At 70.1% G+C, this 18,369-nt stretch carries 14 protein-coding genes; 8 read left to right on the forward strand and 6 right to left on the reverse strand.

The window, feature by feature from the left end; all coding sequences use genetic code 11:
• Both AC2IPW_RS21180 and AC2IPW_RS21185 read right to left on the reverse strand, forming a co-directional pair.
• Positions 1-1,212: an NAD(P)/FAD-dependent oxidoreductase gene (locus AC2IPW_RS21180; protein ID WP_486375604.1), complete on the reverse strand. Its 1,212-nt coding sequence runs from the start codon at positions 1,210-1,212 to the stop codon at positions 1-3.
• 205 nt (positions 1,213-1,417) lie between these two features.
• The gene (locus AC2IPW_RS21185; protein WP_486375605.1) at positions 1,418-3,526 is read right to left on the reverse strand and encodes a thiamine pyrophosphate-dependent enzyme; all 2,109 of its coding nucleotides are present in this window, start codon (positions 3,524-3,526) and stop codon (positions 1,418-1,420) included.
• A 128-nt stretch (positions 3,527-3,654) separates the two neighbouring features.
• On the opposite strand from AC2IPW_RS21185, the gene AC2IPW_RS21190 reads away from it, so the two are divergent.
• Positions 3,655-4,629: an HAAS signaling domain-containing protein gene (locus AC2IPW_RS21190; RefSeq protein ID WP_289381309.1), complete on the forward strand. Its 975-nt coding sequence runs from the start codon at positions 3,655-3,657 to the stop codon at positions 4,627-4,629.
• Between the two features lie 6 nt (positions 4,630-4,635).
• Here the strand turns inward: AC2IPW_RS21190 and AC2IPW_RS21195 are convergent, their stop codons facing one another.
• Together AC2IPW_RS21195 and AC2IPW_RS21200 are read right to left on the reverse strand one after the other, a co-directional pair.
• Positions 4,636-5,355 carry an HNH endonuclease family protein gene (locus AC2IPW_RS21195; protein ID WP_289381307.1) on the reverse strand — a complete coding sequence of 240 codons (720 nt, stop codon included), beginning with the start codon at positions 5,353-5,355 and terminating at the stop codon, positions 4,636-4,638.
• Positions 5,355-6,377 (reverse strand): beta-ketoacyl-ACP synthase III, encoded by a 1,023-nt coding sequence (locus tag AC2IPW_RS21200; RefSeq protein WP_289381305.1) that lies wholly within the window; start codon positions 6,375-6,377, stop codon positions 5,355-5,357. Before AC2IPW_RS21200 ends, AC2IPW_RS21195 begins: the two co-directional genes overlap by 1 nt.
• 262 nt (positions 6,378-6,639) lie before the next feature.
• Here AC2IPW_RS21200 and AC2IPW_RS21205 point away from each other — a divergent pair, with 262 nt between their 5' ends.
• The 3 genes from AC2IPW_RS21205 to AC2IPW_RS21215 all read left to right on the forward strand — a co-directional run bounded on the left by AC2IPW_RS21205 (position 6,640) and on the right by AC2IPW_RS21215 (position 10,274).
• Entirely contained in the window at positions 6,640-7,698 is a 1,059-nt protein-coding gene (locus AC2IPW_RS21205) for a glycoside hydrolase family 183 protein (protein WP_486377047.1), read from the forward strand.
• Between the two features lie 30 nt (positions 7,699-7,728).
• Positions 7,729-8,337 carry a class I SAM-dependent methyltransferase gene (locus AC2IPW_RS21210; RefSeq protein WP_054371335.1) on the forward strand — a complete coding sequence of 203 codons (609 nt, stop codon included), beginning with the start codon at positions 7,729-7,731 and terminating at the stop codon, positions 8,335-8,337.
• A gap of 101 nt (positions 8,338-8,438) precedes the next feature.
• Positions 8,439-10,274, forward strand: coding sequence for an acyl-CoA dehydrogenase (locus AC2IPW_RS21215; RefSeq protein ID WP_054371336.1), 1,836 nt, complete (start codon positions 8,439-8,441; stop codon positions 10,272-10,274).
• Positions 10,275-10,390: 116 nt separating this feature from the next.
• Here AC2IPW_RS21215 and AC2IPW_RS21220 read toward each other — a convergent pair whose 3' ends face one another.
• Both AC2IPW_RS21220 and AC2IPW_RS21225 read right to left on the reverse strand, forming a co-directional pair.
• Entirely contained in the window at positions 10,391-12,826 is a 2,436-nt protein-coding gene (locus tag AC2IPW_RS21220) for a VanW family protein (RefSeq protein ID WP_486375606.1), read from the reverse strand.
• A gap of 244 nt (positions 12,827-13,070) precedes the next feature.
• Complete coding sequence (locus AC2IPW_RS21225) at positions 13,071-14,384, reverse strand: acetyl-CoA C-acetyltransferase (protein ID WP_003939207.1); 1,314 nt, start codon at positions 14,382-14,384, stop codon at positions 13,071-13,073.
• A gap of 143 nt (positions 14,385-14,527) precedes the next feature.
• On the opposite strand from AC2IPW_RS21225, the gene AC2IPW_RS21230 reads away from it, so the two are divergent.
• From AC2IPW_RS21230 to AC2IPW_RS21245, 4 genes are all read left to right on the forward strand, one after another.
• Positions 14,528-15,874: a 3-oxoacyl-ACP reductase gene (locus AC2IPW_RS21230; protein WP_486375607.1), complete on the forward strand. Its 1,347-nt coding sequence runs from the start codon at positions 14,528-14,530 to the stop codon at positions 15,872-15,874.
• On the forward strand, positions 15,874-16,731 hold the full coding sequence (locus AC2IPW_RS21235) for a MaoC family dehydratase (protein ID WP_289380204.1): 858 nt from the start codon (positions 15,874-15,876) through the stop codon (positions 16,729-16,731). The genes AC2IPW_RS21230 and AC2IPW_RS21235 overlap by 1 nt, the downstream gene beginning before the upstream one ends.
• A 252-nt stretch (positions 16,732-16,983) precedes the next feature.
• The gene (locus AC2IPW_RS21240; protein WP_486375608.1) at positions 16,984-18,207 is read left to right on the forward strand and encodes an alkane 1-monooxygenase; all 1,224 of its coding nucleotides are present in this window, start codon (positions 16,984-16,986) and stop codon (positions 18,205-18,207) included.
• On the forward strand, positions 18,207-18,368 hold the full coding sequence (locus AC2IPW_RS21245) for a rubredoxin (RefSeq protein WP_003939211.1): 162 nt from the start codon (positions 18,207-18,209) through the stop codon (positions 18,366-18,368). Before AC2IPW_RS21240 ends, AC2IPW_RS21245 begins: the two co-directional genes overlap by 1 nt.
• The last annotated feature ends 1 nt before the right edge of the window (position 18,369 follow it).

The raw sequence follows: 18,369 nt of genomic DNA on the forward strand, positions 1-18,369 counted from the left end.
TCAGATGCGGCCCTTGACCATCCCGTGCCAGTACATCGCCGGCAGGCCGTGGCGCTTGAGCAACCACATGTCACGGCGGTCCTTGGTGGTGTCGATGACGGGAATGGTCGGGGACGGCTCGAGCTCGTAGTCGAACTCCGCAAGCATCATCCGGTCCCGGGCGGTGACGAACGGGCAGGACGAGTACCCGTCGTAGCTCTTGCGCTTGCCGACCCCGCGCATCTCGGCGACGAGGTTGGCGACGAGGACGGGCGCCTGCTTGCGCACGGCGGCGCCGGTCTTCGACGTCGGCAGGTCCGCGACGTCGCCGAGTGCGAAGACGTTGGGGTACCGGCGGTGCTGGAGGGTGTGCTTGTCGACCTCGACGTAACCGAAGGGGCTCGCCGGGTTGGCGAGCGGGCTCGCCGCGACCCAGCCGGGCGCGCGCTGCGGGGGCACGGCGTGGAGCATGTCGAAGTCGAGAATCTCCTCGGCTCCGGTGGCGTTGTTCACGATCGTCGCTTTGTGCGACGGTCCGTCGAGCGCGGTCATCTCCGAGCTCAGCCGGACCTCGATGCCGTACCTCGCGGCGACCCCCTCGAGAGTCTGCCGCCAGGACGCGATGCCGAACATGGAGTCGCCGGGCAGGACGAGAACCACCCGGATCTTGTCGAGCAGGCCCTGCCGTCGCCAGTAGTCGGAGGCGATGTAGGCGATCTTCTGCGGCGCGCCGGCGCACTTGATCGGCCCCGCCGGCTGGGTGAAGATCGCTGTGCCGGAGCGCATGTTGCGGATCAGTTCCCATGTGTAGGGGGCGTACCGCGGGGAGTAGTTGCTCGAGACGGCACCGCGCCCGACGGCGTCGGCGAGGCCCGGCACGCCGTCCCAGTCGAGCTGCAGGCCGGTGGCGAGGACCAGGTAGTCGTAGCCGACGACGGACCCGCGATCGGTCGTGACGGTCTGCGCGTCGGGGTCGACGGCGGTCGCGGCGGCACGGATCCACCGGACGCCCTCGGGGATCAGTTTCTCCTCGGCTCGGCGGGTCTCGTCCAGCGAGGCCTGTCCCCCGCCGACGAGCGTCCACAGCGGCTGATACCAGTGGTCGTCGGAGGGCTCGATCACCGCGATGTCGGTGATTCCGGCCCGACGCAGGCGTGCTGCGGTCGCGATGCCGGCCGTGCCTCCCCCGACGACGAGTACTCGATGTCGCGCGGCACCTGAATGGAGCGACATGTGAACAGTCCTTTCCGTCCGTGACCAGGCGCGGACGCAGGCTGGGCCTCCACGCCCCTGGATACCGGGTGGGGTATCCACCGACGACTGTAGGCGCCCGGCACCGGCTCTTCAAGTACCCCGGCGGGTATTTCCGCCCGCCGAAGGTCCCCGCTTTCCGAGACCTTCGTCCCGGCGGGCGGACCACGGCCCCCGACCGGCGCCGCTACTCGGCGGCCGCGCTGACGACGTCGTCCTCGGACAGCAGTATCTCGGCCGCCGCCGGGCCGAGCGGCACGAAACTGTCGCGGCTGGTGACCCGCGAGATCCGGCCCCGGTGGCCCGCGTCCACCAGTGCGGTGACCACCGCCTCCGACACCCCACCGCTGCGCCGCGTCTCGTCCACCACCAGCACGCGCGGGAAGGACTGCGCGCACGCGAGGAGTTCGGCCAGCGGCAGCGGAGCCAGCCACTGCAGGTCCAGCACCGCGGCCTGCACACCGCGCGCCGACAACCGACGCGCCGCACGCAGGCTTATCCGGACGCCGTTGCCGAACGTCACGAGGAGCACGTCTTCCCCCGTGCCGTACAACCGCACCGAGCCCGGCTGTACCGCAACGGAATCGGGCGGCTCGCGCCACAGCCCGTCACCCTCGTCGTACAGGTCGCGTTCGTGGTAGAGCGCGATCGGCTCGAGGAACACGCACACGCGGCCCTCGCTGCGCGCGAGGTGCACGCAACTGCGCAGCAGCGCCCCCGCCGCCGACGGGCGGCTCGGCACCGCGAGCACCAGACCGGGGATGTCGCGCAGCACCGCGACGGAGTTGTCGTTGTGGAAGTGCCCACCGAACCCCCGCTGGTAGGCGAGGCCGGCGATGCGCACCACCATCGGATTACGGAAACGGCCGTCGGAGAAGAACATCAGGCTCGCCGCCTCGCCGCGCAACTGGTCCTCGGCGTTGTGCAGGTAGGCCAGGTACTGGATCTCCGGAATCGGCAGCAGGCCCGTCACCGCGAACCCCAGGGCCGTGCCGAGGATCGTCTGCTCGTCGAGGACGGTGTCGAAGACGCGGTGCGGCCCGAATCGGCGGAGCAGACCACGCGTGAGCCCGTACACCCCGCCCTTGTCGGCCACGTCCTCCCCGAACACGAACGACTCCGGTATCTCGTCGAGAATTCCGGCGAGCGCACCGTTCACGGCCTGGGCGAGCGTGCAGGGCTCCGTCGTCGCAGGCTCCGGCCCGTCCGGAACCCGGCGCCGGCCGTGCACGTGCAGCGGCCGCATCACCTCGGCCGCCGATCCCAGTCGGGGGGCGTCCGCGACGGCGTCCACCTCCGCGGCGACGGCGGCACGCATCGCCTCGTATCTTTCGAGCACCTGTGCGGGCGTGAGCGTTCCGTGGTCGACGAGGATACGTGCGGTGGCCGGCAACGGATCCCGGGCATAGTCGGCGGCGATCTCCTCACGGCTGCGGTACGCGGTCTCGGCATCGGAGCCGGCGTGGCCGAGGAACCGCACCGTCCTCAGATGCAGCACGGCCGGTGCGCGCGCGGTCCGGACGGCGACGAGCAGGTCCGCGACGGCGGCGAGCACGCCGATCGGGTCCGCGCCGTCGGCCGCGCGGTAGCTCACCCCCGGATACGAGGAGAGGGCGCGTTCCGTCCAGCCCTCCGGCGTGCGGACACTGATGCCGAGACCGTTGTCCTCACACACGAACAGCAGCGGCAGCGGCAGGCCCCGGTACGCGCAGTAGGCAGCCGCATTGAGCGCACCGACCGCGGTGGAATGGTTGGCGGAGGCGTCCCCGAAGCTGCACACCACCACCGAATCCGCCGGCCACGGGCACTGCAGGCCCAATCGGGCCGCGCGGGCGAGGGCGAACGCCGTCCCCACCGCGCGCGGCAGATGGGAAGCGATCGTCGAGGTCTGCGGGAGGATGTTCAACTCGGCGTTGCCGAACACCTTGTGCCGACCGCCGGAGATCGGATCGAGCGTCGAGGCGGCGCACCCGGCGAGCACGTCCCGCACCGGCGTCGTACCCGGCACCTGCGCCGCCCGCGCGGCGTAGAAGGCACCCGACCGGTAGTGCAGCAGCGCCGGATCGGTGACCCGCGACAGCAGCCCCAGCGCGGCGTTCGCCTCGTGGCCGGACGATCCGATGGTGTAGAACCCGGCACCGCGTCGCTGCATCTCGCGGGCCGCGAAGTCGAGGTGACGGGACTGCAGTTGCGCGTCGAAGTACCGCAGCAGCGGTTCGTCCGACGCCTGCCCGCCCGCGGCGCTCCAGCCACGGACGGTGGCGGTGAAGTACTCGTCGAGCGGCTCGGCCGTCATCGCGCTGCCCCACACCCTCGCAGGTCCTGCCCAATACTGTGTACCGGCACAGTACCGCCCGGTCCCGGGCGGCGCGGGTCGTCGCGCCGGCCGCTCGCAGACCGGCGCCGAACGGAAGGAACACCGGGATGCCCACCCGCCTCACCGACGACGAGCTCGTCGACCGGTACGTGCATGCCGTCGTCGTCCACCTGCCCCGGTCCCGGCGCGCCGAGGTGGCCGCCGACGTGCGCGGCCGCATCGAAGGCGCCGGTGCCGAGCGCGAGGTACGTGCGGTGCTCACCGACCTCGGCACTCCGGAGGATCTCGCGCGCACCTACCGGGGTGCGCCGCGGCATCTGATCGGCCCGAAGTTCTACGACACCTATCTGCGTGTGCTGTGGCCCGTCGTCGGCGTGGTGGCGGCGGTGCTCGGCGGTCTGACCCTGCTCGGCGCCCTGACCGAGGCCACCGACCCCGCGGCCGCGCCGCTCGACAGCGCCGGCGTCGTGTGGGACGCGATCGACGCGGCCCTGACCGGCGGTGTGTACGCCGCGTTCTGGGTGACCGTCGTGTTCGCGGTGATCGAACGCACCGCGCCCACCGCCACGGATCTCGGGCGGTGGGATCCGGACGACCTGCCCGCAGTGCCGCACGGCCGGGAGATCCCGGTCGGGGAGGCGATCGCGGAGCTGGTGTTCGCGGTGGTCGTGCTGATCGGGGTGGCCGGTCTGTCCCCGTCGCTGGCGCCGTCGTTCTTCGGCGCCGGGTACGAGGCGCTCGACCCCGGTTTCACCGACCGGCTGGTGCCGGCGATGGTGGCCGTCGCGGTGCTGTGGGTGATCTCGGCGAGCGTCGCGCTGGCCGTGCGCAGCTGGACGCTCGTCGTCACCGCCCTGTCAGTGGTCTCCGATCTGCTCGCCGTCGCGGTGGCCACGGCCGTGCTCGTGCACCGGCCGTACTTCTCCGCCCAGTTCCTGTCCGACCTGCGCGACAGGACGGGCTCGGACCTGACGGCACAGCTGAACCTCGCCGTCGGCATCGTGTGCATCGTGGTGATCGTCGCCTCGGCGGTCGGGGTGGTGACGGCGGTCCGCAAGTACCTCGCGCACCGCCGCGCCTGAGAGCGGTCAGCAGGTGGCCAGGACGCCCGCCATCGCGTCCTTCTCGTCCGGCGTGATCCACAGTCCGTACTCGGCCTTCACCTCGATCTGCCGGGACACGTAGGTGCAGCGGTACTCCGAGTTGGGGGGCAGCCACTGCGCGGCGTCCTTGTCGCCCTTGCCCTGGTTCGTGGGGCCGTCGACGGCCTGCAGGTTCCGGGGATCGTTCGCGAGGTTCTTGCGGGTCTGCGCGTCGAGCAGTCGCGCGCCCTTCTGCCACGCGTCCGACAGGGCGACGACGTGATCGATCTGCACCGCCGACGACGTGTCCACCCCGCGCCGGAAGTAGATCTCCCGGCCCGTGTACGGGTCGTACAGGGTTCCCGCCTCGACGGTGCACTCCTTCGTCACCGGCGCCAGCTTGATGTTCACCAGATCCCGCTTCAGGACGTCGTTGCGGGTGTCGCAGCCGTTGCGCCCGCCCGCGACGGTCACGTCGTCGGTCCACGCCGGCCCGAACTGGGCACGGTCGTACCCGCCCGAGGGGTCCGGTGCACGCACGGCAAGGCTCTTCAGCAGTTCGACTGTCTCGGCTGCGGCAGCCGACGACGGTGCCGGCGCCGGCGCCGGTCCGGGGCCCGCCTCGTCGCCGCCGTACGTCTGCTGGAGGACGACGAAGACGACGAAGGCGAGCACGTAGGCGAGCAACCACAGCCGGCGGCGGCCGGCGGAGTTCGCCGCGGCCACTACTGCGCGAGCTGCGGCATCTTCACGACCTGCCCCGCGTAGGACAGCCCGGCGCCGAAGGCGAGCAGCAGGGCGAGCCCGCCGGGCCGGACCTGACCGGTGCGCAGCATCTTCTCCATCGCGAGGGGGATGGAGGCGGCGGAGGTGTTGCCCGTTTCGATGATGTCGTCGGCGACGGCCACCGTCTCCGGAAGGTCGAGCTGCCGGACGATGACGTCGTTGATGCGCAGGTTGGCCTGGTGCGGCACGAACGCGTCGAGGGCGGCGAGTTCGACCCCGGCCTTGTCGGCGACCTGGCGGGCGATCTTCCCCATCTCGAAGGCCGCCCAGCGGAACACCGCCGTGCCCTCCATGATGATCCAGGGCCGCTTCTGATCGGGGTTGTCCGCGAAGCTCACCCAGTCCGGTTCCTGGCGGATGGCGTCGGCCTGGGAACCGTCCGACCCCCACACGGTGGGGCCGATACCCACCTCGTCGGACGGGCCGACGACCACGGCGCCGGCGCCGTCGCCGAAGATGAACCGCACCGAGCGGTCGGTGGGCTCGGTGGTGTCGCTCATGCGCTCGACGCCGACGACGACCACGTAGTCCTCGGTGCCGGTGCGCACCATGTCGGACGCCACGCCGAGCGCGTAGCAGAATCCGGCGCACCCGGCCGAGATGTCGAGAGCGGCCGCGCCCCCGGTGCCCAGGGCGTGCGCGACCAGGGCCGCGGACTGCGGCGTCTGATTCGGGTAGGTCGAGGTGGCCACGATGACGGCGCCGACGCGGTCACCGGTGATGTCGGCGGCCTCGAGCGCCTTGCGGGCCGACGTGATCGCCATGTCCACCACCGACTCCTCGGGGTGCGGCTTCGCGAAGCGCCGTTCCTTGATGCCCGACCGCGACTGGATCCACTCGTCGCTCGAGTCGATCTGCTCGCAGATCTCGTCGTTGGTCACGACCCGCTCGGGGCGGTGCACGCCCAGCCCGAGCAGTGCGGTGTTCCGCAGCGGGGCGGGACCGGCGATCTGTGCACCCATCAGGCGAATCTCCTCTGCTTCGTGCACTGCCTGTCAGTGCATCGCGTCCCTGACACGGTAACGCGCGCGCGAATCGTAGCGGAGCCGACCCGTCGGCCCGGCCCTCGTGCGAGCACCGCCGGGACACGCCGACGGACATCGAAGGACGTGTGACGGTTGTCACCCCCTGTTACCGTCTGTGGCCGTGCACACACGTAATGGGGGTTACCGACGTGCTTCGATCCGGCTCGGGGTCACCGCACTGACCTGTGCGGTCGTCACCATGGTCCCGTTCGTGGGCACCTCCGCGGCGAACCCGAACGCGATCAATCCCATCCCGGGCCTCAACGGGGTCAACGGCCTGCCGGAGTTGCGCGGCCGCACACAGGTGGTGGCACAGCAGACCGGGATGCTCAGCACCAACCGCACCCAGGACCTGAACGTCCTGGGCACCGATCTGGGCGTGATGTGGGACAACGGACGCGGCCAGGTGCTGACCGCGTTCGGCGACACCGCGGGCCTCGGCCTGCCCAATCTGCTGTCGGGCAGCATCTGGGCCTGGCGCAGCAGCTCGCTGTTCCGCAGCTCGGACCGCAACCTCGCCGACGGGATGACGTTCGACAGCGCGGCCCGCGACTTCTTCGGCCAGGCGAAAGAACTCGTCCCGAGCCCGAAGATCCCGTTCCTGGAGATCAGCCGGATCCCCACCGCGGGGATCGCCGTCGGCGACACCCAGTTCCTGAGCCTGATGTCGGTGAAGAACTGGGGGCCGGCCGGTTCGTGGGAGACCAACTTCTCCGGGCTGGCCTTCTCCCACGACAACGGGGAGAACTGGACGGTGGCGCCGCAGACCGAGCGGCCGAACGCCGAGGGGAACCGGAACTTCCAGATGGGCGCCTTCGTCCGGCACGGCGGGTTCGTCTATCAGTACGGAACCCCGCCCGGTCGCGGCGGACCGGTGCACCTGGCGCGGGTACCGGAACAGCAGATCCTCGACCTCGCGGCGTACGAGTACTGGGACGGCGGCGCGTGGGTCCGCGACGTGGACGCGGCGCGCCCGGTGATGACGGGTGGTGCGGCGGAGCTGTCGGTGCAGTGGAACGACCACCTCGGGCAGTTCGTGCTGCTGACCACCGACGCGCACAACTCCGTCGTGCTGCGCCGGGCACCGTCGCCGACAGGCCCGTGGAGCGCGCCGGAGGTCGTCCTCGACACCCGCGAACTGCCGACGGCGTACGGCGCGTACATCCACCCGTGGTCCTCGGGCCCGGATCTGTACTTCCTCACGACCGTGCACCAGAACTACAACGTGCTCCTGCTGCGCACCACGCTCCATCCCTGACCGGCGCGGCGTCCGGGCTACCGTGCGTCCATGGACGCACAGGACTGGGATGCGCGGTACTCGAAGAGCGAGACGGTGTGGGGGGTGCCGCCGAACCCGGTGCTCGTCGAGTTCGCGACGTCGCTGCCGCACGGCCGCGCCCTGGATCTGGGCTGCGGCGAGGGCCGGCACTCGCTCTGGCTGGCCACGCGCGGCTGGGAGGTGACCGGACTCGACTTCTCCCGCGTGGCGGTGGACAAGGCCCGGGCGATCGCGGCGCAGGCGCCACGGCGGGTACGCGAACGCCTGACGTACGAGTGCGCCGACGTGACCGGGGCCACTTTCGACGCTGGTTATGATCTCGTCCTCTCGGCCTATCTCCATTTCCCTCCACCACAGCGACGGGCATTGATCGACAATGCGGTCGCGGCCCTGAAACCTGATGGAATCCTCATATTTCTGGGACACGATTCGCTCAATCCCACCGAGGGCGCCGGCGGCCCCCAGGATCCCGAAATCCTCTATACCCCAGCAGATGTCGTCGCGGAAATCGACGGACGACTGGAAATCCGGACCGCCGAACGGAGAATGCGGGAAACGGACGCAGGAATGGCGATCGACGCGTTGGTGGTGGCCCGCAAACCAACCCTTGGCAGTTAGTTGCCCGACGGGTAACATAGGCGGATGTTACCGACGAGTAATAACTTGGGCGGTACTCGAACACAGCTTGACCGCACCATCTCACTGGGAGTAGCGCAGACATGGGCCATTACAAGAGCAACCTCCGGGATCTGGAGTTCAACCTCTTCGAGGTGCTGAGGATTCAGACGCTCCTCGAGGCCGGGAAGTTCGGCGACCTCGACGAGGAGACCTCTCGTGGCATTCTGGCCGAGGTGAAGACCCTCACCGAGGGCCCCGCGGCGGAGTCGTTCGCCGAGACCGACCGCACCCCCCCGGTCTTCGATCCCGAGACCCACTCGGTCTCGCTCCCCGAGGGCTTCAAGAAGGCGTTCAACTCCTGGTACGAGGCCGGCTACTGGTCCATGGGCCTCGAGGAGGAGATCGGCGGAACGCCGGCACCGCGCGCCCTGAGCTGGGCCGTCAACGAGATGATGCTCGGCGCCCAGCCGGCCGCCTTCATGTACGCCGCCGGCCCCTCCTTCGCCGGTGTGCTCCACGCGAACGGCACCGACGAGCAGAAGCAGTGGGCCGCGACCATCGTCGAACGCGGCTGGGGCGCCACCATGGTGCTGACCGAGCCCGACGCCGGCTCCGACGTCGGCGCCGGCCGCACCAAGGCGATCAAGCAGGACGACGGCTCCTGGCACATCGAGGGCGTCAAGCGGTTCATCACCTCCGCCGACTCCGACGACCTGTTCGAGAACATCTTCCACCTCGTCCTCGCCCGCCCGGAAGGCGCCGGCCCCGGCACCAAGGGCCTGTCGCTCTTCTTCGTCCCGAAGTTCCACTTCGACTTCGAGAAGAACGAGATGGGTGAGCGCAACGGCGTGTTCGTCACCAACGTCGAGCACAAGATGGGCCTCAAGGCGTCCGCCACCTGCGAGCTCACCTTCGGCGGCCACGGCGTCCCGGCCAAGGGCTGGCTCGTCGGTGAGGTCCACAACGGCATCGCCCAGATGTTCGACGTCATCGAGCACGCCCGCATGATGGTGGGCACCAAGGCCATCGCGACGTTGTCGACCGGTTACCTCAACGCCCTGGCCTACGCCAAGGAGCGCGTGCAGGGCGCCGACCTGACCCAGATGACCGACAAGACCGCTCCCCGGGTCACCATCACCCACCACCCGGACGTGCGGCGCGCGCTGGCCATGCAGAAGGCCTACGCCGAGGGCCTGCGCGCGGTCTACCTCTACACCGCCGCGCACCAGGACGACGTCGTCGCCGAGCAGATCTCCGGTGCCGACCACGAGCTGGCGCACCGCGTCAACGATCTGCTGCTGCCGATCGTCAAGGGTGTGGGCTCCGAGCGCGCCTACCAGTACCTGACGGACTCGCTGCAGACGTTCGGCGGCTCGGGCTTCCTGCAGGACTACCCGATCGAGCAGTACATCCGCGACGCGAAGATCGACTCCCTCTACGAGGGCACCACCGCGATCCAGGCGCAGGACTTCTTCTTCCGCAAGATCGCCCGTGACCGCGGCGTCGCCCTGGCGCACGTCACCGGCCAGATCCAGAAGTTCCTCGCCTCCGACAGCGCCGACGAGCGCCTCAAGTCGGAGCGGGCCCTGCTGGCCACCGCGCTCGAGGACGTCCAGGCCATGACCGCCACCCTGACCGGCTTCCTCATGGGTGCCCAGGAACAGCCCACCGAGCTGTACAAGGTGGGTCTGGGCTCGGTGCGGTTCCTGCTGGCCTTCGGCGACCTGCTCATCGGCTGGCGGCTGCTCGAGCAGGCCGAGATCGCTCTCGCGGCCCTCGACGCCGGCTCGGACGCCAAGGACAAGGCGTTCTACGAGGGCAAGGTCGCCGTCGCCGGCTTCTTCGCCAAGAACGTCCTGCCGGAGCTGACCGCCGTCCGCAGCATCGTCGCCAACGTCGACCTCGACATCATGGAGCTCGACGAAGCGGCGTTCTGAGCCGGCGCTCGGACGGAACCGAACAGGTAGACAGAAGCCGAGTACGTAGACAGAAACACTGTGCCCTCCCGTCTCGCGACGGGAGGGCACAGTGCTGTGTGCACTTACTGCCGCGGCTACTCCGTCCCGGCCGGCGTCTGCGATGCCGCCGCGGGCGTCTCGGCAGGAGCTTCCTCCGCCTCGTCCGCGCCGCTCGGTGCGGGCTGCGGGGTCGTCGTCCCGGCCGGGCGCGCGCCGGCGGGTTCGTCCGAGCCACCGCCGGGCGTCTCCGCCTCACCGGGTGCCGGCTGCGACGGCGCGGCCGGTGCCGACTCCCGCTCGGGCTCCGGCTCGGCGCTGACGCAGCGCACCACCGGCACCGGGTCGTAGCGGACCGTGCGGGTGGTGCTCGAGATCTGCCGGCCGGTGGCTGCGTCGGTGATGATGCGGGTGTCGCTCACCGTGAACCCTTGCGCACCGCTCGACGGGATGCACCCGGGCCCGGCCGGCAGGGTGATCGTGTTCGGTGCCGTGAAGTCGGTGCGGGAACCGGTGACGGACTCGACGTCGACGGTCTTGGTGCCCCAGATCCGCACCGTGATGTCCGACGACGTGCCGATCGCCTGGATCAGCACTCCGGTGTCGGAGGGATTGCGGAACTTCAGGTCGATCGCGCCCTCGTAGACCGTCGCCTCCCGGGCCGCCGGGTACCGCGAGATGTAGTAGCTGTGCTCGGTGTGCTCGACGTCCTCCATACCGGCGAAGTACGTCGCGTTGTACAGGGTGGTCGCGAGCTGGCTGATGCCGCCACCCACAGCCTTGGACGGGCGCCCGTTGTTGATGATCCCGGACTCGACATACCCCTGTGCCGCGCCGCGCGGGCCCGTGTAGCCGTTGAGCGAGAACGTCTCCCCCGGCTTCACCAGGGCACCGTTGATCTCCGACGCCGCCAGGCGGATGTTCACGCCCGAGGCGTACTCGAAGCCCCCGGTGGTGAATTCACCGATCACCTCGCGGATGCCCAGCTTCTCGGCGGCTTCCGTGGTCAGCGCAGGCTCGGCCGGCTTGTACACGGCGTCGGTCACCCGCTCGCCCGGCGCGGCCAGCAGCTGCGGCAGCGACTCGAGACTCACCGGCCAGTCGACGAGCTCGCCGGCGACCGATGGGATCACCGTCGGGCCGCCGCCTTCGATCACGATCCGGGCGTCCTTCGGTTCGACCTCGGTCGCCGCCAGTTGCGGCCGGAGGATCTCGGTCGCGGCCTCGATCCCGTACTGCGGGGTCAGGCCCCCGTTGCCGTCCGGCACGAAGGTCAGCACGGCGCCGATCCGGTCGCTGGGCAGGGTCGCGACGGCCCCGTCCCGTCCTCGCACCGTGACGTCGCCGGCGACGGCCGGGTCCGCGACCTCCCGCAGTGCGCGCTCGAGCCCCTCGGGCGTGACCGTCACGTCGACCGTCTCGACCGGGAACTCGACGTCGCCGAACGCCCATCGCTCGGCGAACAGGTCGGCGGCGGCCTCCACATCGAGAGTCTGCCCGGGCAGCGGCGCCACCGGCACCGGCGTCGCCCCGTCGAACACGAGATTGCCCTCGCGGGGCGGGCGGTCGGCGACCGCGCGCACGCCGCCGATCGCGGCCGCCAACGCGGCGTCGTCGCGGGTCGACACGACACCGATCTCGTCGCCACCCCCGAAGAACGACGTCACGCGGGTGATCGGATCGAGCGGCTGCGATCCGATGCGGTCGAGGGTGTGCTCCCAGTCGACGTCCAGACCGGCCTGCGCCGGCACGATCTGTGCGGTCACATCGCCCGCGGTGACGGTGACGGGCTCCTCGGTGCGCGGCCCGAGTTCGGTCCGCAGGATCTGTTCGGCCTCCGGGACCGACCGTCCGCCGATGTCGATGCCGGCAACGGTGACACCGCGCGGAACGTTGCCCGAGGAGACGACGAGGTCACCGACGTAGAGGGCCGCGAGCACGGCGAACACCCCGCCGGCGACGAGGGCGATGCGGCGCCAGGGCGGACCGCCGTCGCCTCCGGGTCCGGTCGGCGCCGGCTCCTCGGGTGAGGGCCCGGCAGGCGGGGGTCCCGGGGGCGGGGGTCCGGCGGGCGGGGGTCCGGCGGGCGGCGGGGTGTCCGCTCCCTCCGACGGAGTTGCCGAGTGGGCGGTCGCGTCCCTCGCGACGGCAGGCTCGCGGGAGGCGTCGTCCGACAGAGTGGGGAGGACCTCGGTGTCGGCGTCGGTGCGGCCCGTCGCCGGCCCTTCGGCGGCGGTGCGGTCCGTACCCGGCCCGTCGGCGGCGGTGCTGCCTATCGCCGGCCCGACGACGGGCAGCACGGCCGTGGGCGCCTCCCAGGGCGGTACCTCCGCCGGCGGCACCGGCTCGGCATCCGGGCTGGGCTCGGGCGCAGCGTCGTCGGCGACGGACTGCGGGGCGCGGCCGGGGCTTTCCACGGGGACGGCCTCCGACCGGTCACCGGCAGCGTCCCGGGCCGCCTCCGGTTCGGGGACGACCGGTCGAACGTCGTCCTGGCCGCCCTCGGGGTCGTTCGTCCCGTTCTTGCCGCTCACCCGTGTCCTTTCACCGGGGTGCGCCCCGGATCGGGCGCACCACTCGGTATCCAGCCTAATGTCGGATCCCGGGGCTCCCGATCGGACGGGCAGCCGGAGCGCCCGCGGAGAAGCGAAAGACCTCGCGCTGCCGCCAGGTCGGGGGTCAAGCAGCAGCGCGAGGTCGACTGGTTTATCGACGGTCCCGCCGGGGCGTTACAAATCTCCGAAATTTTTTTCCGGACGGGACCGCGGGACGCGGGACTCAGGCCTCGAGAATGGCGGTCACACCCTGTCCACCTGCGGCGCAGATGGAGATGAGTCCCCGCACGGGCTTACCGGTCTCCTGCTTCTTCTCATGCAGCATCTTCGCCAGGGACGCGAGAATGCGTCCGCCGGTCGCGGCGAACGGGTGCCCGGCCGCCAGCGACGAGCCGTTGACGTTGAGCTTGGTGCGATCGATGGATCCGAGCGGAGCGTCCAGGCCGAGCCGGCCCTTGCAGTACTCCTCGGACTCGAACGCCTGGAGCGTGGCCAGCACGACGGACGCGAACGCCTCGTGGATCTCGTAGAAGTCGAAGTCCTGCAGGGTCAGGCCGTTGCGGCGCAACAGCCGCGGGATCGCGTAGGTGGGGGCCATGAGCAGGCCGTCACCACCGTGGACGTAGTCGACGGCCGCGGTTTCCGAGTCCACGAGGTAGGCCAGCACGGGGAGCCGGCGCTCCGCGGCCCACTCCTCCGAGGACAGCAGCGCTGCCGACGCACCGTCGGTGAGCGGGGTCGAATTGCCCGCGGTCATGGTGGCGTCACCGAGTTTCACGCCGAACACCGGCTTCAGGCCGGAGAGCTTCTCGACGGTCGAGTCCGGACGCAGGTTGTCGTCGCGGGTGAGTCCCAGGAAGGGGGTGACGAGATCGTCGAAGAAGCCACGGTCGTAGGCGGCGGCCATGTTGCGGTGGCTCGCGGCGGCCAGCTCGTCCTGCGCCTCGCGGGAGATGCCGAACTCCTTGGTGGTGATCGCCGCGTGTTCCCCCATGGACAGCCCCGTGCGGGCCTCGCCGTTGCGGGGGATCTCGATGCCGAGCATCGACGGCCGGACCTGGCCGAGCAGCTTGATGCGGTCGCCGGTCGAACGGGCCCGGTTGAGGGAGAGCAGGAACTCGCGCAGTTCGTCGTTGACGCCGATGGGAGCATCGGAGGTGGTGTCCACACCGCCGCCGATGCCGGCCTCGATGCGGCCGGCGGCGATGGCGTCCCCGACGGAGATCGCCGACTGCAGACCGGTGCCGCAGGCCTGCTGCAGGTCCCAGGCGGGGGTGTGGGGGTTCAGCGCACTGCCGAGCACGCACTCGCGGATCAGGTTGAAGTCGCGACTGTGCTTGAGGACGGCCCCACCGACGACGGCACCGAGCCGCTCGCCCTGGAGATTGAACCGGCTCACCAGGCCGTCGAGCGTGGCGGTGAACATGTCCTGGTTCGAGGCACGGGCGTACGTGCGGTCCGAGCGGGCGAACGGGATCCGGTTGCCGCCGAGGATTGCGACACGGCGCAGCTGTGTGGAACGGGCGGTGGTGGTCACTGACGTCTCCCGGGATGCTGGTGGATGATGGCGGTGAGTACTGGCTCTCGCTACTATTCTTACTCGCGAGTAAGTTCATTGTCGACACCACATCGTCGGCCCCTCCCGACAATACCGACGTCCGAACCAGAGAAGGTGGAATCGTGGCTGAAACCAAGAACGCCCCCGGCCTCTACGCCCAGTTGATCGGGTCCGCACCCGGAGCATTCCTCGCCAAGCAGTTCGGCCTGCCGCAGCCGGAGAAGCTGCGCCGGTTCGAGCCGGGGCAGCCGCCGCTGGCCGGCCCGCTGCTCGTCGGGGGCAACGGCCGCCTCGTCGAACCGATCCGCACGCTGCTGTCCGACTACCCCTTCGCCGACCCCGCCGACACCGAATACGGCGCGCTCGTCTTCGATGCCACCGGCATCACGGACGTCGCCGGTCTCGAACAGCTGTTCACCTTCTTCCAGCCCGCGATCAAGGGCCTCGGGCCGAGCGGCCGCGTCGTCGTGCTCGGCACCACCCCGGAGGAGGCCTCCTCCGTGGACGAGCGCATCGCCCAGCGGGCACTCGAGGGCTTCACCCGCAGCGTCGGCAAGGAACTGCGCCGCGGTGCCACCGCGCAGCTGGTGTACGTCTCCCCCGACGCCGCCACCGGGCTCTCCGGCCTCGAATCCACGCTGCGTTTCCTGCTGTCCGCGAAGTCCGCGTTCGTCTCCGGTCAGGTGATCCGTGTCGGAGCCGACGACGCGACGGCGCCCGAATCGTGGGAGCGTCCGCTCGCCGGGAAGGTCGCCGTCGTGACCGGCGCCGCCCGCGGCATCGGTGCCACGATCGCCGAGGTACTCGCCCGCGACGGAGCGCATGTCGTCTGCGCGGACGTGCCGGCGGCCGGCGACGCCCTGTCGCAGACGGCGAACAAGGTGGGCGGCGTCTCCCTCGCGCTGGACGTCACCGCCCCGGACGCGGGCGACAAGCTCGCCGAGTACCTGCTCGAGCGGCACGGCGGCGCCGACGTCATCGTCCACAACGCCGGGATCACCCGCGACAAGCTGCTCGCCAATATGGACGCCGCGCGGTGGAATGCCGTCATGGCCGTGAATCTGCTCGCCCCCCAGAAGATCACCGAGAAGCTGGTCGAGCGGGGCGCACTGAAGGAGGGCGGCCGGGTGGTCGACGTGTCGTCGATCGCCGGCATCGCCGGCAACCGCGGCCAGACCAACTACGGCGCGTCCAAGGCGGGCGTCATCGGCATGGTGCAGGCGACCGCGCCCGTGCTGGCCGCGAAGAACATCACCGTCAACGCCGTCGCACCCGGCTTCATCGAGACGGCCATGACCGCGGCCATCCCGGTGGCCACCCGCGAGGCCGGCCGGTTGATGAGCTCGCTGCAGCAGGGCGGGCAGACCGTCGACGTCGCCGAGACCGTCGCCTGGTTCGCCAACCCCGCCTCGAGCGCGGTCACCGGCCAGGTCGTGCGCGTGTGCGGCCAGTCCATGCTGGGGGCGTGATGGCTGTCGTCGAACTTTCCTCGCGGCCTTCGACTCTCGACGTCTACTCCCGGGCGGTGCTCTCGGCGCTGCCGGTCGTGGGCGCCTCCGGCGACAGCCTGCCCGACGACACCCTCGTGCTGCGCGGCCTGCGCGTGGACCCGGACAACCTGGCCGGGTACACGAAGGTGTGCGGGCTGCGCTTCGGCGACACACTGCCGCTGACGTATCCGTTCACACTGACGTTTCCCCTCGTGATGAAACTGATGGTGTCGAAGGGCTTCCCCTTCCCCGCTGTCGGTTCCGTCCACGCCGAGAACGTGATCGAGCAGTTGCGGCCCGTGTCGGTGACCGAGCCGCTGGATCTGAAGGTCCACGCCGAGAACCTGCGGGAGCACCGCAAGGGGCTGCTCGTCGACCTGGTGAGCGAGATCAGCGTCGGCCGGGAGCCGGTGTGGCGGCAGACGTCGTCGTTCCTGCACCAGCAGCGCACCTCGTTGTCGGATCAGCCGAAACCCGAACCGAAGGCCGAAGAGATCGCCCCCGTGCCGACGTCGACGTTGCGGGTGGACCAGAAGACGATCGACCGCTACGCCTCGATCTCGGGCGACCGCAACCCGATCCACGTCTCGCGGCTCGGCGCCAAGGCGTTCGGGTTCCCGAGGACCATCGCGCACGGCATGTGGAGCGCGGCCGCTGCGCTGCGGGCAGTGGAGGGCCGCATCCCGTCGCACGCGACGTACTCGGTGCGGTTCGGCAAGCCGGTCCTGTTGCCCGCGACCGTGAATCTGTACGCCGAGCGCGCCGCCGACGGCTGGGACCTGGCACTGCGCAACCCGAAGAAGGGCTACCCGCACCTCACCGCCACCCTGCGCTGAGAGCCGCTGCGCCGCACTCGCACCACCACCACCGCCGTGCGTGTTTTCGGTAGTACCGACTACCGAAAACACGCACGGCGTAGCTGACTCTGGCGTCCCTCGCACGGGAAGGCTTCTCCGTCGCGGACTGCCGTCGTGTACAAATTTCCATCTTTGTCTACCGCGCGGACCCGAACTGTTGTACTGTCCAAGAGACAGTGAGCTGGCTCATACCGGCTCCTCCGAGCATCACAGGGACAGGGAGGTCGAACGGTGACGACGTCGGACATCGGCCGGCACGCGCACACGCCGGTGGAACAGTGGCGCGATCGCAAGCGGTATTTGTGGCTCATGGGGCTGATTCCGCCCACGGCGATCTTCCTCGCGACCGCCCTGGTCTGGGGATTCGGCCAGCTCGGCTGGACCGCGGTCGCGCCGGTGTGGTGGTGGATCGGGCCGCTCCTGGTGTACGTGCTGCTGCCGATCCTCGACCAGTTCTTCGGCCCCGACGGGCAGAACCCGCCCGACGAGGTGATGGAGATGCTCGAGAACGACAAGTACTACCGGTACTGCACCTACGCCTACATCCCGTTCCAGCTGGCCAGCCTCGTCTTCGCCTGCTACCTGTGGTCGGCCACGGACCTGTCCTGGCTGGGGATCGACGGCGGCCTGGGGCTGGTCTCGAAGATCGGCCTGGCGTTCAGCGTCGGCGTGATGGGCGGCGTCGGGATCAACACCGCCCACGAGCTCGGCCACAAGAAGGACGACCTCGAACGGTGGCTGTCGAAGATCACCCTGGCCCAGACCGGCTACGGCCACTTCTACATCGAGCACAACCGCGGCCACCACGTGCGGGTGTCCACTCCGGAGGACCCGGCCTCCGCCCGTTTCGGCGAGTCGTTCTGGGCGTTCCTGCCGCGCAGCGTGTGGGGCAGCCTGAAGTCGTCGTGGGAGCTCGAGAAGACCCGCCTGCAGCGGCTCGGCAAGAGCCCGTGGACCCTGCGCAACGACGTCCTCAACGCGTGGGCGATGTCGGTGGTTCTGTTCGGCGTGCTTGTCGCGGTGTTCGGCCCGGTCATCGTGCCGTTCCTGATCCTGCAGGCCGTCTACGGTTTCTCCCTGCTCGAGACGGTGAACTACCTCGAGCACTACGGACTGCTGCGGCAGAAGACGGCCTCTGGCCGGTACGAGCGCTGCACCCCCGCGCACAGCTGGAACTCCGACCACATCGTCACCAACATCTTCCTGTACCACCTGCAGCGGCACAGCGATCACCACGCCAACCCGACGCGCCGCTACCAGACCCTGCGGAGCATGGACGGCGCCCCCAACCTGCCCAGCGGCTACGCGAGCATGATCGGCCTCGCCTACATCCCGCCGCTGTGGCGCAAGGTCATGGACCACCGCGTCGTCGAGCACTACGACGGCGACCTCACCCGAGCCAACATCCAGCCGCGCAAGCGCGACAAGGTCCTCGCGCAGTACGGGGCACGGTGATGGCCGCCTACGAATGCCCGGTGTGCAACTACGTCTACGACGAGACCGCCGGCGCGCCGCGCGAGGGTTTCCCCGCCGGCACCCCCTGGGACGCGATTCCCGACGACTGGTGCTGCCCCGACTGCGGGGTTCGCGAGAAGATCGACTTCGAAGGACGCTGAG

The sequence above is a fragment of the Rhodococcus sp. NS-SX18 genome, assembly GCF_057367935.1.

Excerpts from the sequence above, each read along its gene's own strand:
- AC2IPW_RS21180 (WP_486375604.1), bottom strand. The coding sequence starts at position 1,212 with ATGTCGCTCCATTCAGGTGCCGCGCGACATCGAGTACTCGTCGTCGGG.
- AC2IPW_RS21185 (WP_486375605.1), bottom strand. The coding sequence starts at position 3,526 with ATGACGGCCGAGCCGCTCGACGAGTACTTCACCGCCACCGTCCGTGGC.
- AC2IPW_RS21190 (WP_289381309.1), top strand. The coding sequence starts at position 3,655 with ATGCCCACCCGCCTCACCGACGACGAGCTCGTCGACCGGTACGTGCAT.
- AC2IPW_RS21200 (WP_289381305.1), bottom strand. The coding sequence starts at position 6,377 with ATGGGTGCACAGATCGCCGGTCCCGCCCCGCTGCGGAACACCGCACTG.
- AC2IPW_RS21205 (WP_486377047.1), top strand. The coding sequence starts at position 6,640 with ATGGTCCCGTTCGTGGGCACCTCCGCGGCGAACCCGAACGCGATCAAT.
- AC2IPW_RS21210 (WP_054371335.1), top strand. The coding sequence starts at position 7,729 with ATGGACGCACAGGACTGGGATGCGCGGTACTCGAAGAGCGAGACGGTG.
- AC2IPW_RS21215 (WP_054371336.1), top strand. The coding sequence starts at position 8,439 with ATGGGCCATTACAAGAGCAACCTCCGGGATCTGGAGTTCAACCTCTTC.
- AC2IPW_RS21235 (WP_289380204.1), top strand. The coding sequence starts at position 15,874 with ATGGCTGTCGTCGAACTTTCCTCGCGGCCTTCGACTCTCGACGTCTAC.
- AC2IPW_RS21245 (WP_003939211.1), top strand. The coding sequence starts at position 18,207 with ATGGCCGCCTACGAATGCCCGGTGTGCAACTACGTCTACGACGAGACC.